At 64.1% G+C, this 20,140-nt stretch carries 16 protein-coding genes; 9 read left to right on the forward strand and 7 right to left on the reverse strand.

The features are described 5' to 3' along the window. The first annotated feature begins 530 nt into the window (after positions 1-530). A complete protein-coding gene (locus FJW04_RS10240) occupies positions 531-965 on the forward strand; it encodes a hypothetical protein (RefSeq protein ID WP_140660712.1) in 435 nt (144 codons plus the stop codon). Positions 966-974: 9 nt separating this feature from the next. Here FJW04_RS10240 and FJW04_RS10245 read toward each other — a convergent pair whose 3' ends face one another. The 3 genes from FJW04_RS10245 to FJW04_RS10255 are packed head-to-tail and all read right to left on the reverse strand — an operon-like array spanning position 975 to position 4,831. Next, positions 975-1,835, reverse strand: a complete 861-nt coding sequence (locus FJW04_RS10245) for an alpha/beta hydrolase-fold protein (protein ID WP_140713935.1) — start codon at positions 1,833-1,835, stop codon at positions 975-977. A 28-nt stretch (positions 1,836-1,863) separates the two neighbouring features. Continuing rightward, complete coding sequence (gene fhuB, locus FJW04_RS10250; RefSeq protein ID WP_246673799.1) at positions 1,864-3,855, reverse strand: Fe(3+)-hydroxamate ABC transporter permease FhuB; 1,992 nt, start codon at positions 3,853-3,855, stop codon at positions 1,864-1,866. A gap of 49 nt (positions 3,856-3,904) precedes the next feature. After that, a complete protein-coding gene (locus FJW04_RS10255) occupies positions 3,905-4,831 on the reverse strand; it encodes an ABC transporter substrate-binding protein (protein WP_246673779.1) in 927 nt (308 codons plus the stop codon). A gap of 271 nt (positions 4,832-5,102) precedes the next feature. Between FJW04_RS10255 and FJW04_RS30245 the strand changes: the two genes are divergently transcribed. Continuing rightward, positions 5,103-5,444, forward strand: coding sequence for a hypothetical protein (locus tag FJW04_RS30245; RefSeq protein WP_015319229.1), 342 nt, complete (start codon positions 5,103-5,105; stop codon positions 5,442-5,444). An 81-nt stretch (positions 5,445-5,525) separates the two neighbouring features. Here the strand turns inward: FJW04_RS30245 and ggt are convergent, their stop codons facing one another. From ggt to FJW04_RS10275, 3 genes are all read right to left on the reverse strand, one after another. Beyond that, on the reverse strand, positions 5,526-7,259 hold the full coding sequence (ggt, locus tag FJW04_RS10265; RefSeq protein ID WP_140713939.1) for a gamma-glutamyltransferase: 1,734 nt from the start codon (positions 7,257-7,259) through the stop codon (positions 5,526-5,528). Between the two features lie 214 nt (positions 7,260-7,473). Further along, positions 7,474-8,766 carry an L-rhamnose catabolism isomerase gene (gene rhaI, locus FJW04_RS10270; protein WP_140713941.1) on the reverse strand — a complete coding sequence of 431 codons (1,293 nt, stop codon included), beginning with the start codon at positions 8,764-8,766 and terminating at the stop codon, positions 7,474-7,476. A 112-nt stretch (positions 8,767-8,878) separates the two neighbouring features. After that, entirely contained in the window at positions 8,879-10,981 is a 2,103-nt protein-coding gene (locus tag FJW04_RS10275) for a bifunctional rhamnulose-1-phosphate aldolase/short-chain dehydrogenase (protein ID WP_140713943.1), read from the reverse strand. A gap of 188 nt (positions 10,982-11,169) precedes the next feature. On the opposite strand from FJW04_RS10275, the gene FJW04_RS10280 reads away from it, so the two are divergent. The 7 genes from FJW04_RS10280 (at position 11,170) to FJW04_RS10310 (ending at position 18,313) form a co-directional block, all read left to right on the forward strand. Further along, positions 11,170-11,973 carry a DeoR/GlpR family DNA-binding transcription regulator gene (locus tag FJW04_RS10280; RefSeq protein WP_140713945.1) on the forward strand — a complete coding sequence of 268 codons (804 nt, stop codon included), beginning with the start codon at positions 11,170-11,172 and terminating at the stop codon, positions 11,971-11,973. Between the two features lie 54 nt (positions 11,974-12,027). Beyond that, a complete protein-coding gene (gene rhaS, locus FJW04_RS10285; protein ID WP_015319234.1) occupies positions 12,028-13,023 on the forward strand; it encodes a rhamnose ABC transporter substrate-binding protein in 996 nt (331 codons plus the stop codon). An 83-nt stretch (positions 13,024-13,106) separates the two neighbouring features. Continuing rightward, positions 13,107-14,648 carry a sugar ABC transporter ATP-binding protein gene (locus FJW04_RS10290; RefSeq protein WP_140713947.1) on the forward strand — a complete coding sequence of 514 codons (1,542 nt, stop codon included), beginning with the start codon at positions 13,107-13,109 and terminating at the stop codon, positions 14,646-14,648. After that, positions 14,645-15,625 (forward strand): ABC transporter permease, encoded by a 981-nt coding sequence (locus tag FJW04_RS10295; RefSeq protein WP_140713949.1) that lies wholly within the window; start codon positions 14,645-14,647, stop codon positions 15,623-15,625. Before FJW04_RS10290 ends, FJW04_RS10295 begins: the two co-directional genes overlap by 4 nt. After that, a complete protein-coding gene (locus FJW04_RS10300) occupies positions 15,622-16,623 on the forward strand; it encodes an ABC transporter permease (RefSeq protein WP_140713951.1) in 1,002 nt (333 codons plus the stop codon). The genes FJW04_RS10295 and FJW04_RS10300 overlap by 4 nt, the downstream gene beginning before the upstream one ends. Beyond that, positions 16,623-16,940 (forward strand): L-rhamnose mutarotase, encoded by a 318-nt coding sequence (gene rhaM, locus FJW04_RS10305; protein ID WP_140713953.1) that lies wholly within the window; start codon positions 16,623-16,625, stop codon positions 16,938-16,940. The genes FJW04_RS10300 and rhaM overlap by 1 nt, the downstream gene beginning before the upstream one ends. After that, entirely contained in the window at positions 16,937-18,313 is a 1,377-nt protein-coding gene (locus FJW04_RS10310; protein WP_140713955.1) for an FGGY-family carbohydrate kinase, read from the forward strand. Before rhaM ends, FJW04_RS10310 begins: the two co-directional genes overlap by 4 nt. On the opposite strand, the gene FJW04_RS10315 is transcribed toward FJW04_RS10310, so the two are convergent. Then, positions 18,314-20,140 (reverse strand): alanine racemase, encoded by a 1,827-nt coding sequence (locus FJW04_RS10315; RefSeq protein WP_140713957.1) that lies wholly within the window; start codon positions 20,138-20,140, stop codon positions 18,314-18,316.

The following is a 20,140-nucleotide window of genomic DNA, read 5'->3' on the forward strand; positions in this document are numbered from 1 at the left end:
CTTGCTCTCCTTGCAAAGGGCCGAAAGTGTAACCCATCTATCCGGAATGAACTGTCACCCATCTCTCGGGAAGGGCATAAAAATCCAAGCGCTTATGGCGTGACCACCTGATCGCTATCAATCGCATGCGCCTGTTGCAGGCGCGTTCGCGTGTCGTCGCTTAGGCTTTCTTGTCGCCATCGGGATTTGGTGCCGGCGCCTCTCGCACGTCTCGCGGTGGCGGATCGACATGCTCAGGCTCTGGCGGTGCTTCCTTGTCCGGCCGACGGACGGGTGGCTGCGGGCCGGGCTTCGGCCGTGGTTCTTGGATCTTGGCTGGCATATCCAGTTAACCGCAACCACAGGCTCTTGTTCCCTTGTGTCTTAAAGAACCGGGAGGCCGAAGCCTTCTGTCGGCTTGGTGCGGGTGCCCTGTCACAAAGATCGATGGACGGAACGACTTTGCCTTCGCCGGGCTTGTGGAGGATTCAATTTGCTTGGTGATCCCACAACCCTAGGGCAAACTCCCTGCCGGGGCTGCAGGAGGTGAAATGAGAGCACGCGCAGCAACGCTTGGGGATCTCGAGGATGTCTTCCATGGCCTGTCCAAGCGGATGTCGGACGAGTACGCGGCGGCCGGCAAGGACAGCAAGATCGCCTACGACAATCTGATGATGAATTTGAAGGAAGGCCGCGCGCACGCGCTTGTCGAGGGCGAGAAGGCCGTGGCGATCATCGCGTGGCATGAAAACAGCGATGCCGCCGATACGCTGTTCGCCGCCCAGGAGGATTTCTTCCGCGGCTCGACCGTCCGTTTCTGCAAGCGGCATATCAGGCATATTCAGGCGCTTGCCGGCAACCTTCCCATCCACTCGCGCAGTTGGCTCCAGGGGCCCGATGTCGCCAGGTGGTTCGGCATTATCGGCTATGTCGAGCGCGGCCAGGAAAACGGCGCAAAGCTGTTCGAACTGCCGCCTGCGCGCTGAACAGAAATTCTACCGCACCGCGAATGCCGCCTGCACCGCCCGGTTGACCGTCACCGGCAGGATCGACATGTGGTTTTCGCCGGCATGGAGTTCGAAGCTTGCCCGCAGGCCCGGGAGCGCGTCGAGGCGTTCCGCCATCGCCCTGGCGAATTCGTCGGTAAGGATGAGCTTTTTCTGCGCCAGGCGCTTTTCCTCGTCTTCCGCGCCGACCTGGAACGGCGCCAGCTTTTCGGTCTCATACTCTCCGGCCGACAGGATTACGTCGGCTTTCAGGCCGTCGGGAACAGCGGCTTCGAACCTTTCGAGAAAGCGGTCGATAACGCGATCTTCCCAATAGATGGCAGGGCTGGCCGCAATGAAGGTGCTGAATGAGAGCGGGCGGGTAAACAGGGCGTAGAGCGCGAACAGGCCACCGAAAGAGTGGCCGTAAAGTGCTTGGCGGCTCTCATCGATCCTGGTCCGGCTGGCGACCCACGGCTTCAGCTCGGCTTCGATGAAGGCCAGAAAATCCCCCGCCCCGCCGGTCCTGACTTCCGGCGTGCCCTCGTGGAAGGGCGGATAGGTCCTGCCCGGAGGGAGCCCCAGATCCCATGAGCGGCGCAGCGGGTCATAGGCGCCCTCGACGGGGTAGCCGATGGCGACGATGACGCCCCAGCCGACATTGGTGCCAGCGGGATAGAAGGCCTGTGCGCGCATCGCGTCGACCGCCGTGGCGATAACCGCGTTGCCGTCGGTCATGTAGAGCACCGGCCAGCCGGCCTCGGGCATTGGCCCGGACGGCACATGGATGAAGATCCGCCAGGGATCGCCGCCGCGTTTGCCAACGAAGTCGTGGACGGTGGTGTCGGCAATCAAGGCTGGCGTCGCCATCGGCTTGGATATCTCCACGGGACAAGGCTCAGCGGCGGCGCAAGAGCCACATCAGGACGGGGCCGCCGATCAGCGTCGCGACGAGGCCGGCCGGGATCTGGCGCGGGAAGATGGCGGTGCGGCCGATCCAGTCGGCGCAGACCATGATCAGCGCGCCGGCAAGCATCGCGCCGATCGCTTGCGGCAGCGCACGCGACAGGCCAAGGCGCCACGCCAGGTGCGGCGCCATAAGGCCGATGAAGGTCAGCGGCCCGACGACCAGGGTCGAGGCGGCGGTGAGCGCTGCCACCATCAAAAGCACCAGCAGCCGTGTTGCCTTGAGGTTGACCCCGAGGCTTTGCACCGCGGCGGAGCCGAGCGGCAGCATGTCCAGCCAGCGCAGGAAGAACGGTGCGAGCAGGAACAGGCAAAAGGCAAACGTCGAGGTCAGAAGCGCCGAGCCGGCGTCGACGCCGTAGGTCGAGCCGGTGAGCCAATTGAGCAAAAGCATGGCGCGCGGATCGCCCGTGGCGGTGAGCACCAGGATCAGCGCGTCGAACAGGGCCGTCAAGGCGACACCGGCAAGCAGCAGCCGCTCTGGCGCATAGGCGGTACGGCGGCCGATCGCCAGCGTCACCAGAAGGGCGGCGAAGGCGCCGATCGTGGCGGCCAGGGTCTGTACCGGGCGGCTGGCATCAGCGAGCGCGAACAGCGCCATCATCATGCCGAGCGCAGCACCGGCGCTGATGCCGAGCACTTCGGGGCTGGCCATCGGATTGCCGGTCAGCCGCTGCATCATCAGCCCGGCCAGCGCCAGCATGGCGCCGGCGGCAAGTGCCGCGGACACTCGAGGCAGCCGCCAGGCCAGCAAGGGCCGCAGCTGATCGCCGGACGCGAATGTCCAACCATCGGTGCCCGGCGCGTAGAGCAGCGCCAGCACGAGCAGCAAAAGCAGGAGGCCGCCGATCGCCGCCAGCACAAGGCCGGGCCTTTTCGTTCTGGGCAAGCGCTCGGCGGCGAGTGCCGGTGCCTCCGCGCCAAGCGCGAGGCGCGGCAGGAGCCAAAGAAGCAGAGGCGCGCCGAGAAGCGCCGTCATCGCGCCGGTCGGCAGCAGGTCGCCCTGTGGCCCGGTCGCGACCTGCACTCCCTGGTCCGCCGCCCACAGCAGTGCCGCGCCGATCAGCGGCGCCATCACCAGTTGCTGGCCGAGCCGGCGGGCGCCGCCGATGCGCGCGAGCGTGGCGGCGGCAAGGCCGACGAAGCCGATGACGCCGACGGCGGCAACGACGAAGGCGATCAGGGCGACCGCCGCCGCCAGTCCGGCGAAGCGATAGGCACCGAGCGGGACGCCGAGGCTGCGCGCGCCTTCGTCGTCGAGGCCAAGCAGGGTCAGCGGCCGCACCATGAGGCCGATCGCCAGCGCGGCACCGCCAAGGCGCGGCAAGAGCCACCGCGTCACCGACCAGTCCTGCTGGCCGAGCGAACCGGCGCCCCAGAGGAACAGGCTGGCCAGCCATTCATGCCGAAGCACCACAAGCGCAGCACCGATGGCGCCGGCATAAAGGCTGACGACCAGCCCGGCCAACACGACCGAAAGCGGCGACAGGCCCTTGTGCCAGGAGAGCGCCAGGACCGCCGCAAGGGCAGTGAAGGCGCCGGCAAGCGCCACCCATTCGCGGCCGAAGGCAAGCAGCGACGGCGCCAGAAGCGTCGCCAGCGCCAGCGCCAGATAGGCGCCGGCCGAGACGCCGACGGTTTCGGGCGAGGCGAGCGGATTGCGCAAAACCTGCTGCAGCACCGTCCCGGCCAGTCCGAGGGCCGCACCGCAGAGAAGGCTGACGGCGAGCCGGGGCAGGAAGGCGTAGTGCACGAGCACCTGCCTGATATCCTCGACATCGGGGCTTGCGAGCGCCCCCAGCCAGAGTGCCGGCGGCAATTGCACGCTCATGTTGGAGAGGGTCGCGGCGCCGGCCGCGCAGAGAAGCACGACGCAAAGCAGGATCGCGCCCAGGGGATATCCGCCTGGTATGCGAGGCGACAGGGCGCGACCGCGGACGAGGACGGCATTGTCGGGCAAGATCGCTTCCTGCTCAACCACGGGCGGTCTCCGCCGTCAGCGCCGCGGCCAGCAGGCGGGCAAAACGGCTCGCCGAGGGCAGCGTGCCGAACATCAGCACCGCAGGCAGGCGCATGATCGAGCCGTTGCGCACGAACGGCATGGCATTCCAGACCGGGCTCTCGGTCAGCGTTCCGCCCGCCCCTTCGGGCAAGGGTTCGAGATAGGCAAGGCGCGCATCATCAGACGTTGCCAGCCCGTCGATGCCGACGGTTGCAAATCCCCAGTAATTAGTCTCTCCGGCCCAGGCGTTGCGGATGCCGATGCGGTCGAACACCGCCTGAAACAGGCTTTTTTCGCCATAGACGCGCACATTGCGCGGATCGAGGAAGCTGACGACATAGATCGGCCGCGCCGAAAGCGGTTCCAGCTGCTGCTTGATGGTCGAAAAATGCGCCTCCGTCGCCGCTATCAGCGCCTCGCCTTCCCTTTCCTTGCCGACAAGCCCGGCCAATTGCCGGGTCGCCTCGATGGCGCGCTGATAGGGCTGACCGCCCGGCGTATAGATGCCGATCGTCGTCACCGGTGCCACGCGCTCGAGCAGCGGCTTGATGCCGTCGAGATAAGGGATGGAGAGGATGATGTCGGGACGAAGCTGTTGCAGGAATTCGAGATTGGGCTCCAGGATCGTGCCGATGTCGGCGACTAGGGGCGGCAGCGGCGGCTCCACAACCCACCTTTCCCAGACCTCACGGTCGGCGATAGCGACCGGCGTGATGCCGAGCATGAGCAGGGTCTCCGCCAACCCGTCATCGAGGCAGACGATGCGCGGCGGGCTGGCCGCGGCTGGCGTCACCACGCCGGTGAACGGCAGAGTGAACAGCGCGAGCGCGTGGCGACGCGTGATCCGGACGCGCGGACGATTGACCTCTCCTGGCCGGGGTTGATGATCTGTATTCAACTTGGCTTGCCTGTTGCCCGGGGCCCTGGTCTCCGGCGACCAATCCGAGTTGACTATTAAACAGGATATTCTTAGTCAAGTTTTAAGACGAGGCCGGCGGCGACAAACCCCAAGAAGGCAGGTGACGCGATCCGGCAACAGCTCCTAAAATCCGTCAGCAAACTATCCCCGAAAAGGGGCCGGAGGCGGTGCCGGGCGCATCCGCCACAGCGTGATCGGGTTGCGCTCGGCAGGCGTTGATGGTTTGTTGCCGGTCAGCGGAGATCAAGTGATGCGAGAATCCATGGGTCAAGACGAATACGGGTCGGCGAACCCCTTCGATCCGGACGACCTGCCGAATTTGAACGCGATCGGACCAGGGATCGGCAATAACGACTTCGAGAAATACGCGGTCGCCGTGATCATCGTGTTCGGCGCCCTGATCATCGGCGGCTTGATGGCCGCGTCGATGACTTTCGGCCACCGCAACGGGTTCCTGTTCGCGCTGGGCGGTGCCACGTCGGCCTGGATATCGGGAAACGCGCTGCTGCTCGACCGACCACGCATCTATGCGCTGTTCGTCGGCATCGCCGCCTTGATGCTGATCGCGTCGACCATCACGCTAGTGACCTGACGGCTCCCGGGCCATGAGGCGGAGGCCGGTCCCGAAAGGCGGAATCCGGCCTCATCCGGAAAGCAACGGTCTTGCGGCCTATCAATATCCGAGCGCTTCGCCGGCTGCCGCGCGGCTGTCGATGGCGCCATTGTAGCGCGCGCCGCCGCCCTTCTCGATTTCCGCCAGGCTCTTGCCGCCGACGAGAATGCCCGCCGCCTGGCCCCAGCTCTGGTCACTGAGATCAAGGCGATAGCCCATCCCGGCCAGCAGTCTTTCTGTATCCGGCGAAAGGCCGAACGGCTCGACATAGACGGTATCGGGCAGCCATTGGTGATGAATGCGCGGCGCGTCGATCGCCTCCTGGATGTTCATGCCGTGGTCGATCACGTTGACGATGGCTTCCAGCGTGATGGTGATGATGCGCGAGCCGCCTGGGCTGCCGATGACCATGAACGGCTTGCCATCCTTGGCCACCACGGTCGGGCTCATCGAGGACAGCGGCGTCTTCTTCGGCTGGATGGCATTGGCTTCGCCCTGGACGAGGCCATAGAGGTTGGGCACGCCGGGTTTCTGGGTGAAGTCGTCCATCTCGTTGTTGAGCAGGATGCCGGTGCCGTCGGCGACCACGCCGGCACCGAACGAACCGTTGAGCGTGTAGGTGACCGCGACCGCGTTGCCGTCCTTGTCGATGATCGAATAGTGCGTCGTCTCCTTCGACTCGCCGAAGCCCTTCGGCATCAGATCCTGCGACACGCCGGCGCGGAACGGATCGATCTTGTCGCGGATGTCCTTGGCATAGGCTTTGTCCAGCAGCCTGGAGACGGGGTTGTCGACGAAATCGGGATCGCCGAGCGCGGAGTTGCGGTCGACATAGGCGTGGCGCATCGCCTCGACCATGACGTGGACGGTCTCGGCCGAGCCGGCGCCGAGATAGGACAGCGGATAGCCTTCCAACACGTTGAGGATTTCGCAGATGATGACACCGCCTGAGCTCGGCGGCGGCGAAGAGATGATCTCGTAGCCGCGATAGGAGCAGGTGACGGGCTTCAACTCGCGCACCGCGTATTGTTCGAAATCACCCTTGGCCAGGATACCGCCCTTGGCGCCGCTCGCCTTGACGATGGCGTCGGCGATGGCGCCCTTGTAAAAGGCATCGGGACCTCTCTCGGAAATGGCCGAGAGCGACGCGGCAAGGTCGGGCTGAACCAGCTTCTCGCCGACGCCATAGGGCTTGCCATCAGTTTTGAGGAAGGCCGCCGCCGCCGCTGGGTCCTTCGCCAACCTTTCGGCGCTGCCGGCGAACGAAGCCGCATCGCCCTGGTTGAGGACGAACCCATCTCTGGCATAGGCGATCGCCGGCGCCATCAGGTCCTGCCTGGACAAGGTGCCATATTTCTGGCGCGCCATCTCGAAACCAGCCACCGAGCCTGGTACGCCGACCGCGAGATAGCCGTCCAGGCTAGCGCCCTTCACCGGGTTGTCGTCCTTGTCGAGATACATGGTCTTGGTCGCGGCAAGCGGCGCCCGCTCGCGGAAATCGAGGAAGGTCGATTTGCCGTCCTTGAAGCGGATGGTCATGAAGCCACCGCCGCCGATATTACCGGCATTGGGATAGACGACGGCCAAGGCATAGCCGACGGCGACCGCCGCATCGACGGCATTGCCGCCCTTTTTCAACACCTCGACGCCGACTTCGGAAGCCAGATGCTGGGCCGTGACGACCATGCCGTTCTCGCCCTTGGCCGGTGCCGGCGACGCGGCGAAAGCCGATGGCGAAAAGGCGAAGGCGATGGAAAGACCGAGGGCGATCAATGTCCTACGGGTGAGATGCATGGCGGGTTCTCCAAGTGGTGCTTGCCTAGAAGAGCTACTTGGAGCGATCGAGTCCATCTTCAATAAAGACATTCACGGGTTGGTGACTGCTCGCTTGTGGTGGAGATGCAGGGCAGAGGAGGCGTGAAGGATCGCCAACTTTCGGACGTCGGCGCGCGGCGTCCCCTCTGTCCTGCCGGACATCTCCCCCGCAAAGGGGAAGATCGGCTCTACCTCAAACGATCCCGCCGGAACCACCTGCGACGGCTGGCCGCTCCGCCGCGATCTTGGCGCGATAGCCCGCCGCCCGGTATGCGGCAACCGGATCGATGGCGCCACCTGTCTTCAGCCGTGCCATGGCAAGGATCGGCTCGACATCGGTTCGGTAGGCCGCCTTCAGCGTCTGCGTCGCCATCAGCGCGTCATTGCCGTCCTGGAACCCTTCAAGCGCCTTTCGGTCGACCAGCAGCGCCTGCGCGTAGGCGCGCTGCACCTCGACCGCCGACAGCATCAGGCTTTCGATCGGATCGGTGACGTTGTGGCTCTGGTCGAGCATATGGGCGGGGTCGAACCCCTCGGGGCCTGACAGCTCGGCATCGACCAATTCGTTGAAAACCAGGAACAGCCGATAGGGGTCGATCGACCCGGCATCGAGGTCGTCGTCGCCATATTTCGAATCGTTGAAGTGGAAGCCGCCGAGTTTTTTGAACTGAATCAGCCGTGAGACGATCATCTCGATGTTGACGTTGGGCGCATGATGGCCGAGGTCGACCAGGCAGAAGGCCTTGTCGCCGAGCTCCCTTGATATGATGTAGTTGGTGCCCCAGTCCTGCACGACGGTGGAGTAAAAGGCAGGTTCATACATCTTGTGTTCGGTGAACAGCTTCCAGTCGTCCGGCAGCCCGGCATAGATCTCCTTCATCGCGTCGAGATAGCGCTCGAACGCCTTGGCGAAATTGACCTGGCCGGGGAAGTTGGAGCCGTCGCCGATCCACACCGTCAGCGCCTTCGACCCAAGCGTCTTGCCGATCTCGATGCATTCGAGATTGTGCTCGACCGCCTGACGACGCGTGTCGGCGTCGGCATGCGACAGCGAACCGAATTTGTAGGAAAGCGTCTGGTCCTTCGCGTCGGAAAAGGTGTTGGAGTTCATCGCATCGAAGCCAAGCCCGAAGCGGGAGGCCGCCTGCTTGAGCCGGTTCGGATCGGCCTTGTCCCAAGGAATGTGCAGCGACACGGTCGGCGTCGCCTGCGTCAATTGCTGGATGACGGCGCAATCCTCGATCTTGTCGAAAATGTCGCGCGGCTCACCGGCGCCGGGAAAGCGGGCGAAGCGGGTGCCGCCGGTGCCGACGCCCCAGGACGGGATCGCGACCGCGAAGTTTTCCACCTTGTCACGGATAGCGTCGATGGCGATGCCGCGTCGGTCGAGGCGCTCGCCGAGCGAGGCATAGTCACGCTCGAGGTCAACCTTGCGCGCGGCGTTACTGCTGGCGACGATGTCGGCGGAGATGATGGATTCGGACACTGCTGTTCCTCCCAGAATGCATTCGGTCGGCGGCGCCCCTCATCCGCCTGCCGGAAACTTCTCCCCGTATAGCGACGGGAGAGAAGGGGCCAGCGTGAGCGCCGGCGAGCGGCTACCGCGTAAAGCTCTGTGCGTTGCCGGCGTCGACGTTGATGATGTTGCCTGTCGACTTGGCCGACATGTCGGAGGCGAGGAAATAGATCGCCTCGGCGATGTCTTCCGGGAAGACGGAGCGCTTCAGCATCGAACGCGAGCGGTAGTGCTCTTCCAGATCGTCGGTCGACATCTTGTAGGCGGCGGCACGCTGTTCCTTCCACTCGCCGGTCCATATCTTCGAGCCGCGCAGCACCGCATCCGGGTTGACGACATTGACCCTGATCTGGGCTTCCGCGCCCTCCAGCGCCAGGCAGCGGGCGAGATGAATTTCGGCGGCCTTGGCGGTGCAGTAGGCGGCGGCGTTGGGCGATGCCGCCAGGCCATTCTTGGAGGCGACAAAGACGACGTTGCCGCCGATCTTCTGTACCCGGAACAGCCGGAATGCTTCTCTGGAGACCAGGAAATAGCCTGTGGACAGGATGTCCATGTTCTTGTTCCACAGCGCCAGGGTCGTCTCCTCGATCGGCGCCGACGATGCCAAGCCGGCATTCGAGACCAGAATGTCGATGCCGCCGAACTCGACGGCCGTCTCGGCGAAGCCGGCGACGACCTGGTCCTCCGAGGTGACGTTGATGAGAACTGGGCGGACGAAATCCCTGCCATAGGCTTTTGCCAGTTCCTCGTTGGCGCCGGCGAGTGCCGCCTCGTCGATATCGGCCAGCACGACGCAGGCGCCTTCGCGCAGCAGGCGGTTGGCCGTGGCGCGGCCGATGCCGCCGGCGCCGCCGGTGACCAGTGCGATCTGGCCGGCGAGAGACTTCGGCTTCGGCATGCGCTGCAGCTTCAAATCCTCGAGCAGCCAATACTCGATGTCAAAGGCCTCCTGCGCCGGCAGGCCGACATAGGACGAGACGGTCGACGCACCGCGCATGACGTTGATGGCGTTGACGTAGAATTCGCCCGAGATGCGCGCTGTCGCCTTGTCGCCGGCGAAGGTGAACATGCCGACGCCGGGCATCAGATAGACCACCGCGTTGGGGTCGCGGATAGCAGGCGAGTCCGCATGCTTGCAGCTGTCGTAATAGGCTTGGTAGCCGACACGATATTCGGCAATGTCGTCGGCGAGTCGCGCGATGACGGCATCGACGTCGGGCTTTGCGGGATCGAATTCGATCACCAGCGGGCGGATCTTGGTGCGCAGGAAGTGGTCCGGGCACGAGGTGCCGAGGGCTGCCAGCGGGCGCAAATCCCTGGAGTTCACGAATTCGAGCACGGCGGGCGAGTCATCGAAGTGGCCAAGCTTGTGGCTCTTTTCCGAGACCAGGCCGCGAATCCTGGGCATCAGCTTGGCGGCAATTGCTCGGCGAGCAGCCGCATCGAGCGACTTCACCACCTCCCCACCGAAGATCGCCACGCCTTCGGAGCGGCGCTCGAACCACTCTATCGCCTGGTTGATCACCGAAATCGTCGTTTCGTAGCACTCCTTCGGCGTATCGCCCCAGGTGAACAGGCCGTGGCTTTCGAGGATGACGCCCTTGGCGGTGGGGTGTTCGACGCAGAATTTCTCCAGCCACAGGCCGAGTTCGAAGCCCGGCCGCTTCCACGGCAGCCAGCCAATGGCATCGCCGAATATCTCGTTCGTCAGCACCCTGGAATCCTTGGCGGCGGCGATGGCGATGATGGCATCGGGATGCATGTGGTCGACAAAAGGCTTCGGCACATAGGCGTGCAGCGGCGTGTCGATCGAGGCCGCGCGCGGATTGAGGTTGAAGGTGCAGTGGGGAAGATAGCCCACCATCTCGTCCTCGTGCTCGACGCCGCGATAAAGCCCCTTCAGCGCCCGCAGCTTGTCCATGTAGAGCGTTGCGAAGCCATCAAGCTTGATCGAGGCGCTGTCGCCGCCCGACCCCTTCACCCACAGCACTTCCACGTCCTGGCCGGTGAGCGGATCCTTCTGCCATATCTTCGAGGAGGTGTTGCCGCCGCCATAATTGGTGACGCGCTTGTCGGAGCCGAGCGTGTTCGAGCGATAGACCAGCAGCTCGGGCTCGCTCATCCCCTTCGCCTTCGCATCGTCCCACAGATTGGCGAGGCGCGAGCCGGAGCGCTTGTCGAGCATAGGTAATCCTCCCTTTGGAGCGCGCACCATGCGCTCCTTTTTCGCTCGGTAATGTTTACGCAAGAGGCGAGCTTGTCAATCACAAACGATCAATATCAATCATATTGCACTGCACAATGAAATTATATGATCGGAAATGATTGACACTGCTCGGTTTGGGTGCCTAGATGCTCAGGCAGGGAGGAACCATGCACGAAAAAGAGCGCCACAGGATCATTCTGTCCGCCGTCCAGGAAAAACCTGTGGTGACGGTGCAGGAAATGGTCGACCTGACGGAATCGTCCGAGGCGACGATCCGGCGCGACATCGCGGCTCTCCATGTCCAGAAGCGCCTGCGCCGTGTGCGCGGCGGTGCTGAAGCAATATCGCCGCCGCAGTTCATCGGGCTGGCCGGCCGGCCCTTCTCCGTCAACGAAACGCTCAACGCGGCGCAGAAGCGGGCGATCGCTCGTGAAGCGGTCGAGTTGTGCAAGGACGGCGAGCCGATCATCATCAATGGCGGTACCACCACCTTCCAGATGGTGCATTTCCTGACCGGCTTCCGCATGCCGATCTTCACCAATTCGTTCCCGATCGCCGAGCACCTGCTCAAGCACTCCAAGAACACGGTCATGCTGTCGGGCGGCACCATCTATCGCGAGCAGAACATCATCCTGTCGCCCTTCGACAATGACGTGACGCGCAATTTCTACGCACGCCGCATGTTCATGGGCGCTCAGGGACTGGGGCCTCTCGGCCTGATGGAAGGCGATCCACTGCTGATCCAGGCGGAGCAGAAGCTGATCGACCAGGCCGACGAGTTGGTGGTGCTGGTCGATTCCTCGAAATTCCGCAAACGCTCCAGCCTGATCCTGTGCGGTCTTTCGCGCATTGCCACCGTCATCACCGACGACGGCATCGAGGACCGCGAGGCAAAGATGCTGGAAGCCGCGGGGGTGACGTTGATCGTCGCCCGCAAGTCGACAAAAGAAGAATCTTCACTGCAGGCCTGAGACACCTCACGCCCGCAGCGGCGATGGAATGCAACGCTCAAGGGAGGAAATTCGATGAGCTTCTTGAAGAAATTGATGGTGACGGCGGCCTTCTCGGCCGCCATGTTCGTGAATGCCGCCTACGCGGAAAACGTCAAGATCGCGCTGGTGGTGAAGTCCCTCGGCAACGGCTTCTTCGATGCCGCCAACAAGGGCGCGCAAGAGGCGGCCAAGGAACTCGGCGACGTCGACATCATCTACACCGGCCCGACCAAGGCGACCGCCGAGGCGCAGATCGAAGTGGTCAATTCGCTGATCGCGCAGAAGGTCAACGCCATCGCGATTTCCGCCAATGACGCCGACGCTCTGGTGCCGGTGCTGAAGAAGGCGATGGAGCGCGGCATCACCGTCATCTCCTGGGATTCGGGCGTCGCCAAGGAAGGCCGCCAGCTTCACCTCAATCCGTCCGACACCGGCCTGATCGGCGAGACCATCATCAAGCTCGCCGCCGACTATCTGCCGGAAGGCGGCGATGTCGCCATCCTGTCGGCTTCCTCGACCGCGACCAACCAGAATTCCTGGATCGAAGCTGCCAAGAAGGTGCTGCCGGAGAAGTTCCCCAAGATCAAGCTGGTCGCCACCGTCTATGGCGATGACGATTCGGCCAAGAGCACGGACGAGGCCAAGGGCCTGTTGAAGTCCTATCCGAACCTCAAGGCGATCATCGCGCCGACCACCGTCGGCGTCGTCGCCGCCGCCCAGGTCGTCACCGACGAGAACCTGATCGGCAAGGTCAATGTCACCGGCCTTGCGCTGCCGTCGGAGTTCAAGAAGTTCATCGACAACGGCGCCAGCCAGGCGGTTGCGCTGTGGAACCCGATCGACCTCGGCTACTCCGCCGTTTACCTCGCCCACGACCTGGCGGTGAAGAAGGAAGAGGCCAAGCCGGGTGCGACGCTGTCGATCGGCCGCGTCGGCAAGGTGACGCTCGACGACACCAACTCGGCCGCGATGGCTCCGCCCTTCCAGTTCGACAAGAGCAACATCGAGAAGTTCTCCAAGATCTATTGATCTCGGAGCTTTCAAGCTGGCGCGGCGGGACTCACATCCCGCCGCGACTTCAAACGGACCTAGTTTCAGGGCTTGATACGGATATGGACACGACGGCCCGACATAGCGAGACTGACGAGCGGCTTCCGGCCTCCGCTCCGCGCCTGGCACTGTCCGGCATCTCCAAGAGCTTCCCCGGTGTCCGTGCCCTGCACAATGTCAGCCTGTCGCTCTATCCCGGCCAGGTGACCGCGCTGATCGGCGAGAATGGCGCCGGCAAGTCGACGCTGGTCAAGATCATGACCGGCATCTACCAGCCCGATGCGGGCACGATCAGCATCGACGGCCAGGCCGTCGCGCTGCCCAGCGCGCACGCCGCCTTCGGCCACGGCGTCACCGCCATCCATCAGGAAACCGTGCTGTTCGACGATCTCAGCGTCGCCGAAAACATCTTCCTCGGCCATGCGCCGCGCACGCGCTTCGGCACCATCGACTGGCGCACGATGCGCAAGAATGCGCACGAAGTGCTCGACACCATGCATGCCGGCCATATCGATGCCGATGCGCGGCTCAGGGATCTCGGCATCGCCAACAAACATCTCGTCGCCGTCGCACGCGCCATGTCGATCGACTCCCAGATCGTCATCATGGACGAGCCGACCGCAGCCCTTTCGATGAAGGAGATCGAGGAGCTTTTCCTTTTGATCGAATTCCTCAAGGAGCAGGGCAAGGCGATCCTGTTCATCAGCCACAAGTTCGACGAGATCTATCGCATTGCCGATCGCTACACGGTGTTCCGCGACGGCGAGATGGTCGGCGAAGGCCTGATCAGGGATGCCGGCCAGAGCCAGATCGTGCGCATGATGGTCGGCCGTTCGGTCGACCACATCTTTCCGCAGCGCAAGGCCGAGATCGGCGCGCCGGTGCTTTCCGTTTCCGGCCTGTCGCATCCGACCGAGTTCAGGGATATCGGCTTCGAACTGCACAAGGGCGAGATTCTTGGCTTCTATGGCCTGGTCGGCGCCGGGCGCAGCGAGGTAATGCAGGCGATTTCAGGCATTACCCGCATAAGCGCCGGCACGATCACGCTGGATGGCAAGGCGATCGCGCCGAAATCGGCCGCGGAGTCGATCGAGGCCGGCATCGTCTACGTCCCGGAAGAACGCGGCAAGCAGGGCGTGGTTATCGGCCTGCCGATCTTCCAGAATGTTTCGCTGCCATCGCTCGCCCGCACCTCCAAATCAGGCATGCTGCGGCTGGCGGAGGAGTTTTCGCTGGCCCGTTCCTACACGGAACGGCTCGACCTCAGGGCCTCCTCGCTCAGCCAGGATGTCGGCACGCTATCGGGCGGCAACCAGCAGAAGGTGGTCATCGCCAAATGGCTGGCGACGTCGCCCAAGGTGATCATCCTGGACGAGCCGACCAAGGGCATCGACATCGGCTCCAAGGCCGCCGTGCACAGCTTCATGGCCGAACTGGTGGCGCAGGGCCTGTCGGTGATCATGGTGTCGTCCGAACTGCCTGAAATTCTCGGCATGTCCGATCGCGTCGTCGTCATGCGCGAGGGCCTTGTCGCGGCGGTCTACGACAACAAGGGACTGGATGCCGAGACGCTGGTCAGGACAGCAGCAGGGATCGCGGCATGAAAGCTTTCCTCAAATACCGCGAAATCTGGCTGCTCGCGGCCATCGTCGTCTTGATCGGGCTGATCTCGACGCGCTTCCCCGCCTTTGCCGACCCCGGCAATCTGCGCCAGGTGTTTAACGACACCTCGATCCTGATGATCCTGGCGCTCGGCCAGATGGTCGTCATCCTGACGCGCTCGATCGACCTGTCGATGGCGTCGAACCTCTGTTTCACCGGAATGGTGGTGGCGATGCTGAACGCCGCGCACCCGGCGATCCCGATCCCGCTGCTGATCGTCATCGCGCTCGCAGTCGGGCTGGTGCTCGGCGCCATCAACGGCCTTTTGGTGTGGCGTCTGAACATCCCATCGATCGTGGTGACGCTGGGCACGCTCACCATCTATCGCGGCGCCACTTTCGTCCTGTCCGGCGGCGCCTGGGTCAACGCCGACAGGATGAGTCCGGATTTCATCGGCTTTCAGCGCGCTGCTTTCCTCGGCATTCCGGTTCTGTCCTGGATCGCTATCCTGGTGATCGCGCTGTGCTTCGTGCTGATGACGCGCACCGCGCTCGGCCGCTCGATCTATGCCATCGGCGTCAATCCGACGGCGTCCGTCTACACCGGCATCGATGTCGGGCGGACCAAATTCATCGTCTTCTGCATCTCCGGGATGATCGGTGGCCTCTGCGGTTATCTCTGGATCTCGCGCTATGTGATCGCCTCGGTCGAGGTCGCCAACGGCTACGAGTTGAACATCATCGCCGCCTGCGTCATCGGCGGCATCTCGATCGCCGGCGGCATCGGCTCGGTCGGCGGCGCCGTGCTCGGCGCGCTGTTCCTCGGCATCATCTCCAACGCTTTGCCGGTCATCAACATCTCGCCCTTCTGGCAGATGGCGATTTCGGGCAGCGCCATCATCCTGGCGGTCGTGCTCAACGCGCGCGGCGAACGCCAGCAGGGCCGCATCATCCTCAAGAAAGTGGAAGCGGTGACATGACCGACGTCCCCGCCCCTCGCCACATTCCCGACCGGCTCGACAAGCCGCTCTCTTCGGCGATCTTTTCCTGGGAAGCGCTGCTGGTCGTGGTGGCCATCGCCATCTTTGCCGTCAACAGTTTCGCCTCACCCTATTTTCTCGATCCGTATTCGCTGTCCGATCTGACCTTCAATTTCACAGAGAAGGGCCTGATCGCGTTCGCCATGGCGCTGCTGATCATTTCGGGCGAGATCGACCTGTCGGTGGCCGCCATCATCGCGCTCGCCTCGACCATGATGGGCATGGCGGTGCAGGCCGGCGCCGGCACGCCAGTGCTTGTCCTGATCGGCATCGTCGTCGGGCTCGGCTGCGGCGCCTTCAACGGACTGCTGGTCACGCGCCTCGGCCTGCCTTCCATCGTCGTCACCATCGGCACGATGAGCCTGTTTCGCGGCATCGCCTTCATCACTCTGGGCGACCAGGCCTACAAGGGCTATCCCGAAAGCTTCGCCTTCTTCGGCCAGGGTTACGTCTGGTGGGTGGTGTCGTTCGAACTGGTGCTCTTCCTCATCGCCGCGATGGTCTACTGGTTCCTGCTGCACCGCACGAGTTTCGGCCGCCGGGTCTTCGCAATCGGCAACAATCCGGTCGCGGCGCAGTTTTCCGGCGTGCGCGTCGGCCGCATAAAATTCATCCTGTTTTGCCTGACCGGCCTGATGTCGGGCATCGCTTCGGTGCTGATCACGGCTCGGCTCGGCTCGACGCGTCCGTCGATCGCGCAGGGCTATGAGCTGGAGGTCATCACCATGGTGGTGCTGGGCGGCGTCAGCATCCTCGGCGGCGCCGGCAGCATCGTCGGCGTGGTGCTTGCCGCCCTGATCATGGGGCTGGTGACCTTCGGCCTCGGCCTGCTCAACGTGCCCGGCATCGTCATGTCGATCTTCATCGGCCTGCTGCTGATCACCGTCATCGCGCTGCCGATCGTCTGGCGGCGGCTGCGCGGGGGGCGCCTGGCCTGATGCGCGAGAAATGCGCATTCAAGATGATGCTCAAACCCGGCATGAAGGCCGAGTACAATAAGCGCCACGATGAAATCTGGCCGTCGCTGGTCGCATTGCTGAAGCAGGCCGGCGTCTCCGACTACTCCATCCATCTGGACGAGGAAACGAACATCCTGTTCGGTGTGCTGTGGCGGCGCAATGGCCACGGTATGGACGATCTGCCGAAGCATCCGGTGATGCAGCGCTGGTGGGCTGAAATGGCCGACATCATGGAGACGAAACCGGATAACGAGCCGGTGGCGGTGCCGCTGGAAATGATGTTCCATATGGAATGAGCGCGGTCCGCCACATCGCCGTCATCGACATCGGCAAGACCAACGCCAAGGTGGCGCTGGTCGATCTCGCCACATTGAGGGAGGTGACGCTGCGCCGGGTGGCGAACGCGCCGGTGCGACAAGCGCCCTACCCGCATCATGATGTCGGAGCGCTATGGGCGTTCATCCTCGACAGCCTTGCCGACCTCAATCGCGAACAGCGCATCGACGCAGTTTCGATCACCACGCATGGCGCGACCGGCGTGCTGGTCGATGCCACGGGCGAGCTGGTGCTGCCTGTCCTCGATTATGAATACGATGGGCCCGATGAGCTGGCGTCCGACTATGACGCGATCCGCCCGCCCTTCTCCGAGACCGGCACGCCGCGCCTGCCGCTCGGCCTCAATCTCGGCGCGCAATTCTTCTGGCAGCAGCAAAGTTTCCCGACGGAGTTCGCCAGGGCCGCCGCGATGCTGATGTACCCGCAATACTGGGCGCTGCGCCTGACCGGCGTGGCCGCCAACGAGGTCACCTCGCTCGGCTGCCACACCGATTTGTGGAACCCCTGGACGGGGGATTTTTCGGCGCTGGTCGATCGCCTGGGCTGGCGCGAGCTGATGGCGCCGGTGCGGCCGGCCAGGGACCGGCTTGGCTCGATCCTGCCCGCGCTTGCGGAGCGGACCGGGCTCGATCCACAAACCCCGGTCTTTTGCGGCCTGCACGATTCCAACGCCTCGCTGCTGCCCCACCTCCTGTCAGATGCGCCGCCCTTCTGCGTGGTCTCGACCGGCACCTGGGTGGTGTCGATGGCGGTCGGCGGCAAGACGGTGGCGCTCGATCCGGCAAGGGATACGCTGGTCAATGTCAATGCGCTCGGCGACCCCGTGCCCTCGGCGCGGTTCATGGGTGGCCGCGAATTCTCGCTGCTGACCGAGGGCTCGGCGCAGAGCTGGAGCGACAGCGATGTCACCGCGGTGCTGGCGCGCAAGACATTGCTTTTGCCTTCGATCCAGCAAGGCTCGGGGCCGTTTCCGCATCACACCGCCGCATGGCGCAAGGGCGAGGCGATCCCTCCCGGCCAACGCTTTGCCGCCATCTCCTTCTACCTGGCGCTGATGACGGCGACCTGCCTCGACCTCGTCGGCGGCGATGGCCCGACGACCGTCGAGGGGCCTTTCGCGCGCAATCAATTGTTCACGCGGATGCTCGCCGCGAGCACTGGCCGCGCCGTCATCGCATCGGAAGCCGCTACCGGCACCAGCATCGGGGCCGCCCTGCTTGCATCGGACCAGCGCGCGGCGCATGGCAAAGGTCAAACACTGGAGCCGCCGGCCGATCCGGCCTGGGCGGAATATATCAGCGCGTGGCGGGCGGCCGTCGAGGCTATTGGCTGATCAGAGAATTCGCTTACCGAAGGCCGACATGACGAAGTTGACCGCGTCGCTACCGATCCTGGGCTCCAGATCGGTACTCAGGCCGGAGACATCCATCGACAGCAGCCCGCCGGAAAGCGCGATCGCCTCCATCGCCTGATGCGTCTCGCGGACGGTGAGGCCGCCGGAGCCAGCCGCCCAGCCGGCGAATTCGGTCGCCGTGGGCGAATAACTGACATGAAACCCTTGCGTGCCCGAGGTGGCGATACGGATTGCCTCGTGCATCAGGTCGCGCATGCCCATGGCGTCGATATCGGTCATCGTGAAGGCCGAGACGCGCGAATCCTTCAGGACCCGCACTTCCGCAGGGTCGGCATGGCGCAGTCCGATGATGACGACGTTTTCCGGCGACAGCTGCGGCTGCAGCGCGCCGGCCTTGTGGTCGAGGCCAAGCGAGCGCGCCAGTACCGACGCCTCCGGCAGGTCGATGCCATCTTCGTCCTCCGGCATCAGCGCGGCGATGGAATCGATCCAGATCAGGCCGAAGGAGTGGGTCGCGCGGGCCGTTGCGGTCAGCGCCTTGTGCGCGATGCGACGATCGGCGCCGGCGGCGAACCGGATCAGGCTCGAGGGCGGTCGATCGACATCGGCCAGTTCGACGACGTCGAAATTCATCGCCTCCAGCCGGGCGCCGGTTGCTTCGCGCGCGAGGATGCGAGCCGCTTCCGCTTCGGCCGAGATCGACACCATCTTGCGGCCGGAGAAATCCGCGACATCGTGCATCGGTGCTTTTTCGACATATTCCGAGGTCATCGCCAGAAGCATGGCGCCGTAGCTCATGCGGAAGGCGACGCGGTCACCAACGGCGAGCGGCGGGTCGGCATCCTGCACATCGAGCAGCAGATGGTCACTGGAGGCGCCGAGCACCCTTATCCCCTTGGCGATCGGCGTCAGTCCCTCGACCAGTACGTCCTCGCGGCCGATATTGGCGATGGCGCGCAGCCTGTCGCCTTCGTCGGGAAAGACTGGCTGGTTGCCGAAGGCGTCGTAGCCGGAGGTGCCGATCGGCCGCGACGGCTTGAGCTTGACCTCGATGACGTCGCTGGTCAGCCGGCAGGCATCGGGTTCGAGTTCCGCCCATGGGACATCGCGGAAGGTCTCGACACCGCCCTGCAGGATCGCCTCGCCGATGCGCAAATTGTTGATGCCGGCCGGCAATTTGCCTTCGAGCAGCAGCGGCAGCGACGACGACGCGCCGCCGGAGATGAAGTCCAGGCTTTTCCCGGACAGGCGTTCGGTCTTGTAGGCATGAGCGACGAGCTGGCCGAGATTTTCCTCCGTCGGCATGATGGCGCCGAAGCAACCGAGATTGGTGCCGATGCCGGCGATGCGCACGCCCTTCATGTCGAGAATCCGCTCGACGGTGGGGATGAGGTCGTTCGGCCAGATGCCTTCGCGGAGGTCGCCGAGATCGATCATCAGCATGATGTCGTGGACGCGGCCCATACGCTCGGCGATGCGCGAGATCTCGCGGATGATCGTCAGCTCCGACTGCAGGCTGACGTCGACGGTGCGCACCACCTCCTCGACGCGCGCCATCGGCGGGCTGCGCAACAGCATGATCGGCGCGCTGATACCGCTGTCGCGCAGCCGGCGGATGTTTTCGAAACGCGACTCGGCGATCCCGGAGACGCCGCCGCGCAGCATGGCGCGCGCCACTTGCGGCATGCCGCAAGTGCCCTTGGTGACGCCGAAAACCTTGATGTCCGAAAGCGCGCAGCGGTCCACGACGGTGCGGGCGTTGCGCTCGATGCGGCCAAGGTCGATGGCGACTTGCGGTCCCGACAT

It is taken from the genome of Mesorhizobium sp. B2-7-3 (assembly GCF_006440715.1).
GTDB lineage: Bacteria > Pseudomonadota > Alphaproteobacteria > Rhizobiales > Rhizobiaceae > Mesorhizobium > Mesorhizobium australicum.

Coding starts and splice junctions, on each gene's coding strand:
- FJW04_RS10295 (WP_140713949.1), top strand. CDS start 14,645: ATGAAAGCTTTCCTCAAATACCGCGAAATCTGGCTGCTCGCGGCCATC.
- rhaS (WP_015319234.1), top strand. CDS start 12,028: ATGAGCTTCTTGAAGAAATTGATGGTGACGGCGGCCTTCTCGGCCGCC.
- FJW04_RS10245 (WP_140713935.1), bottom strand. CDS start 1,835: ATGGCGACGCCAGCCTTGATTGCCGACACCACCGTCCACGACTTCGTT.
- FJW04_RS10300 (WP_140713951.1), top strand. CDS start 15,622: ATGACCGACGTCCCCGCCCCTCGCCACATTCCCGACCGGCTCGACAAG.
- FJW04_RS30245 (WP_015319229.1), top strand. CDS start 5,103: ATGCGAGAATCCATGGGTCAAGACGAATACGGGTCGGCGAACCCCTTC.
- FJW04_RS10280 (WP_140713945.1), top strand. CDS start 11,170: ATGCACGAAAAAGAGCGCCACAGGATCATTCTGTCCGCCGTCCAGGAA.
- FJW04_RS10240 (WP_140660712.1), top strand. CDS start 531: ATGAGAGCACGCGCAGCAACGCTTGGGGATCTCGAGGATGTCTTCCAT.
- ggt (WP_140713939.1), bottom strand. CDS start 7,259: ATGCATCTCACCCGTAGGACATTGATCGCCCTCGGTCTTTCCATCGCC.
- FJW04_RS10315 (WP_140713957.1), bottom strand. CDS start 20,140: ATGTCGGGACCGCAAGTCGCCATCGACCTTGGCCGCATCGAGCGCAAC.
- FJW04_RS10290 (WP_140713947.1), top strand. CDS start 13,107: ATGGACACGACGGCCCGACATAGCGAGACTGACGAGCGGCTTCCGGCC.
- FJW04_RS10310 (WP_140713955.1), top strand. CDS start 16,937: ATGAGCGCGGTCCGCCACATCGCCGTCATCGACATCGGCAAGACCAAC.
- FJW04_RS10275 (WP_140713943.1), bottom strand. CDS start 10,981: ATGCTCGACAAGCGCTCCGGCTCGCGCCTCGCCAATCTGTGGGACGAT.
- rhaM (WP_140713953.1), top strand. CDS start 16,623: ATGCGCGAGAAATGCGCATTCAAGATGATGCTCAAACCCGGCATGAAG.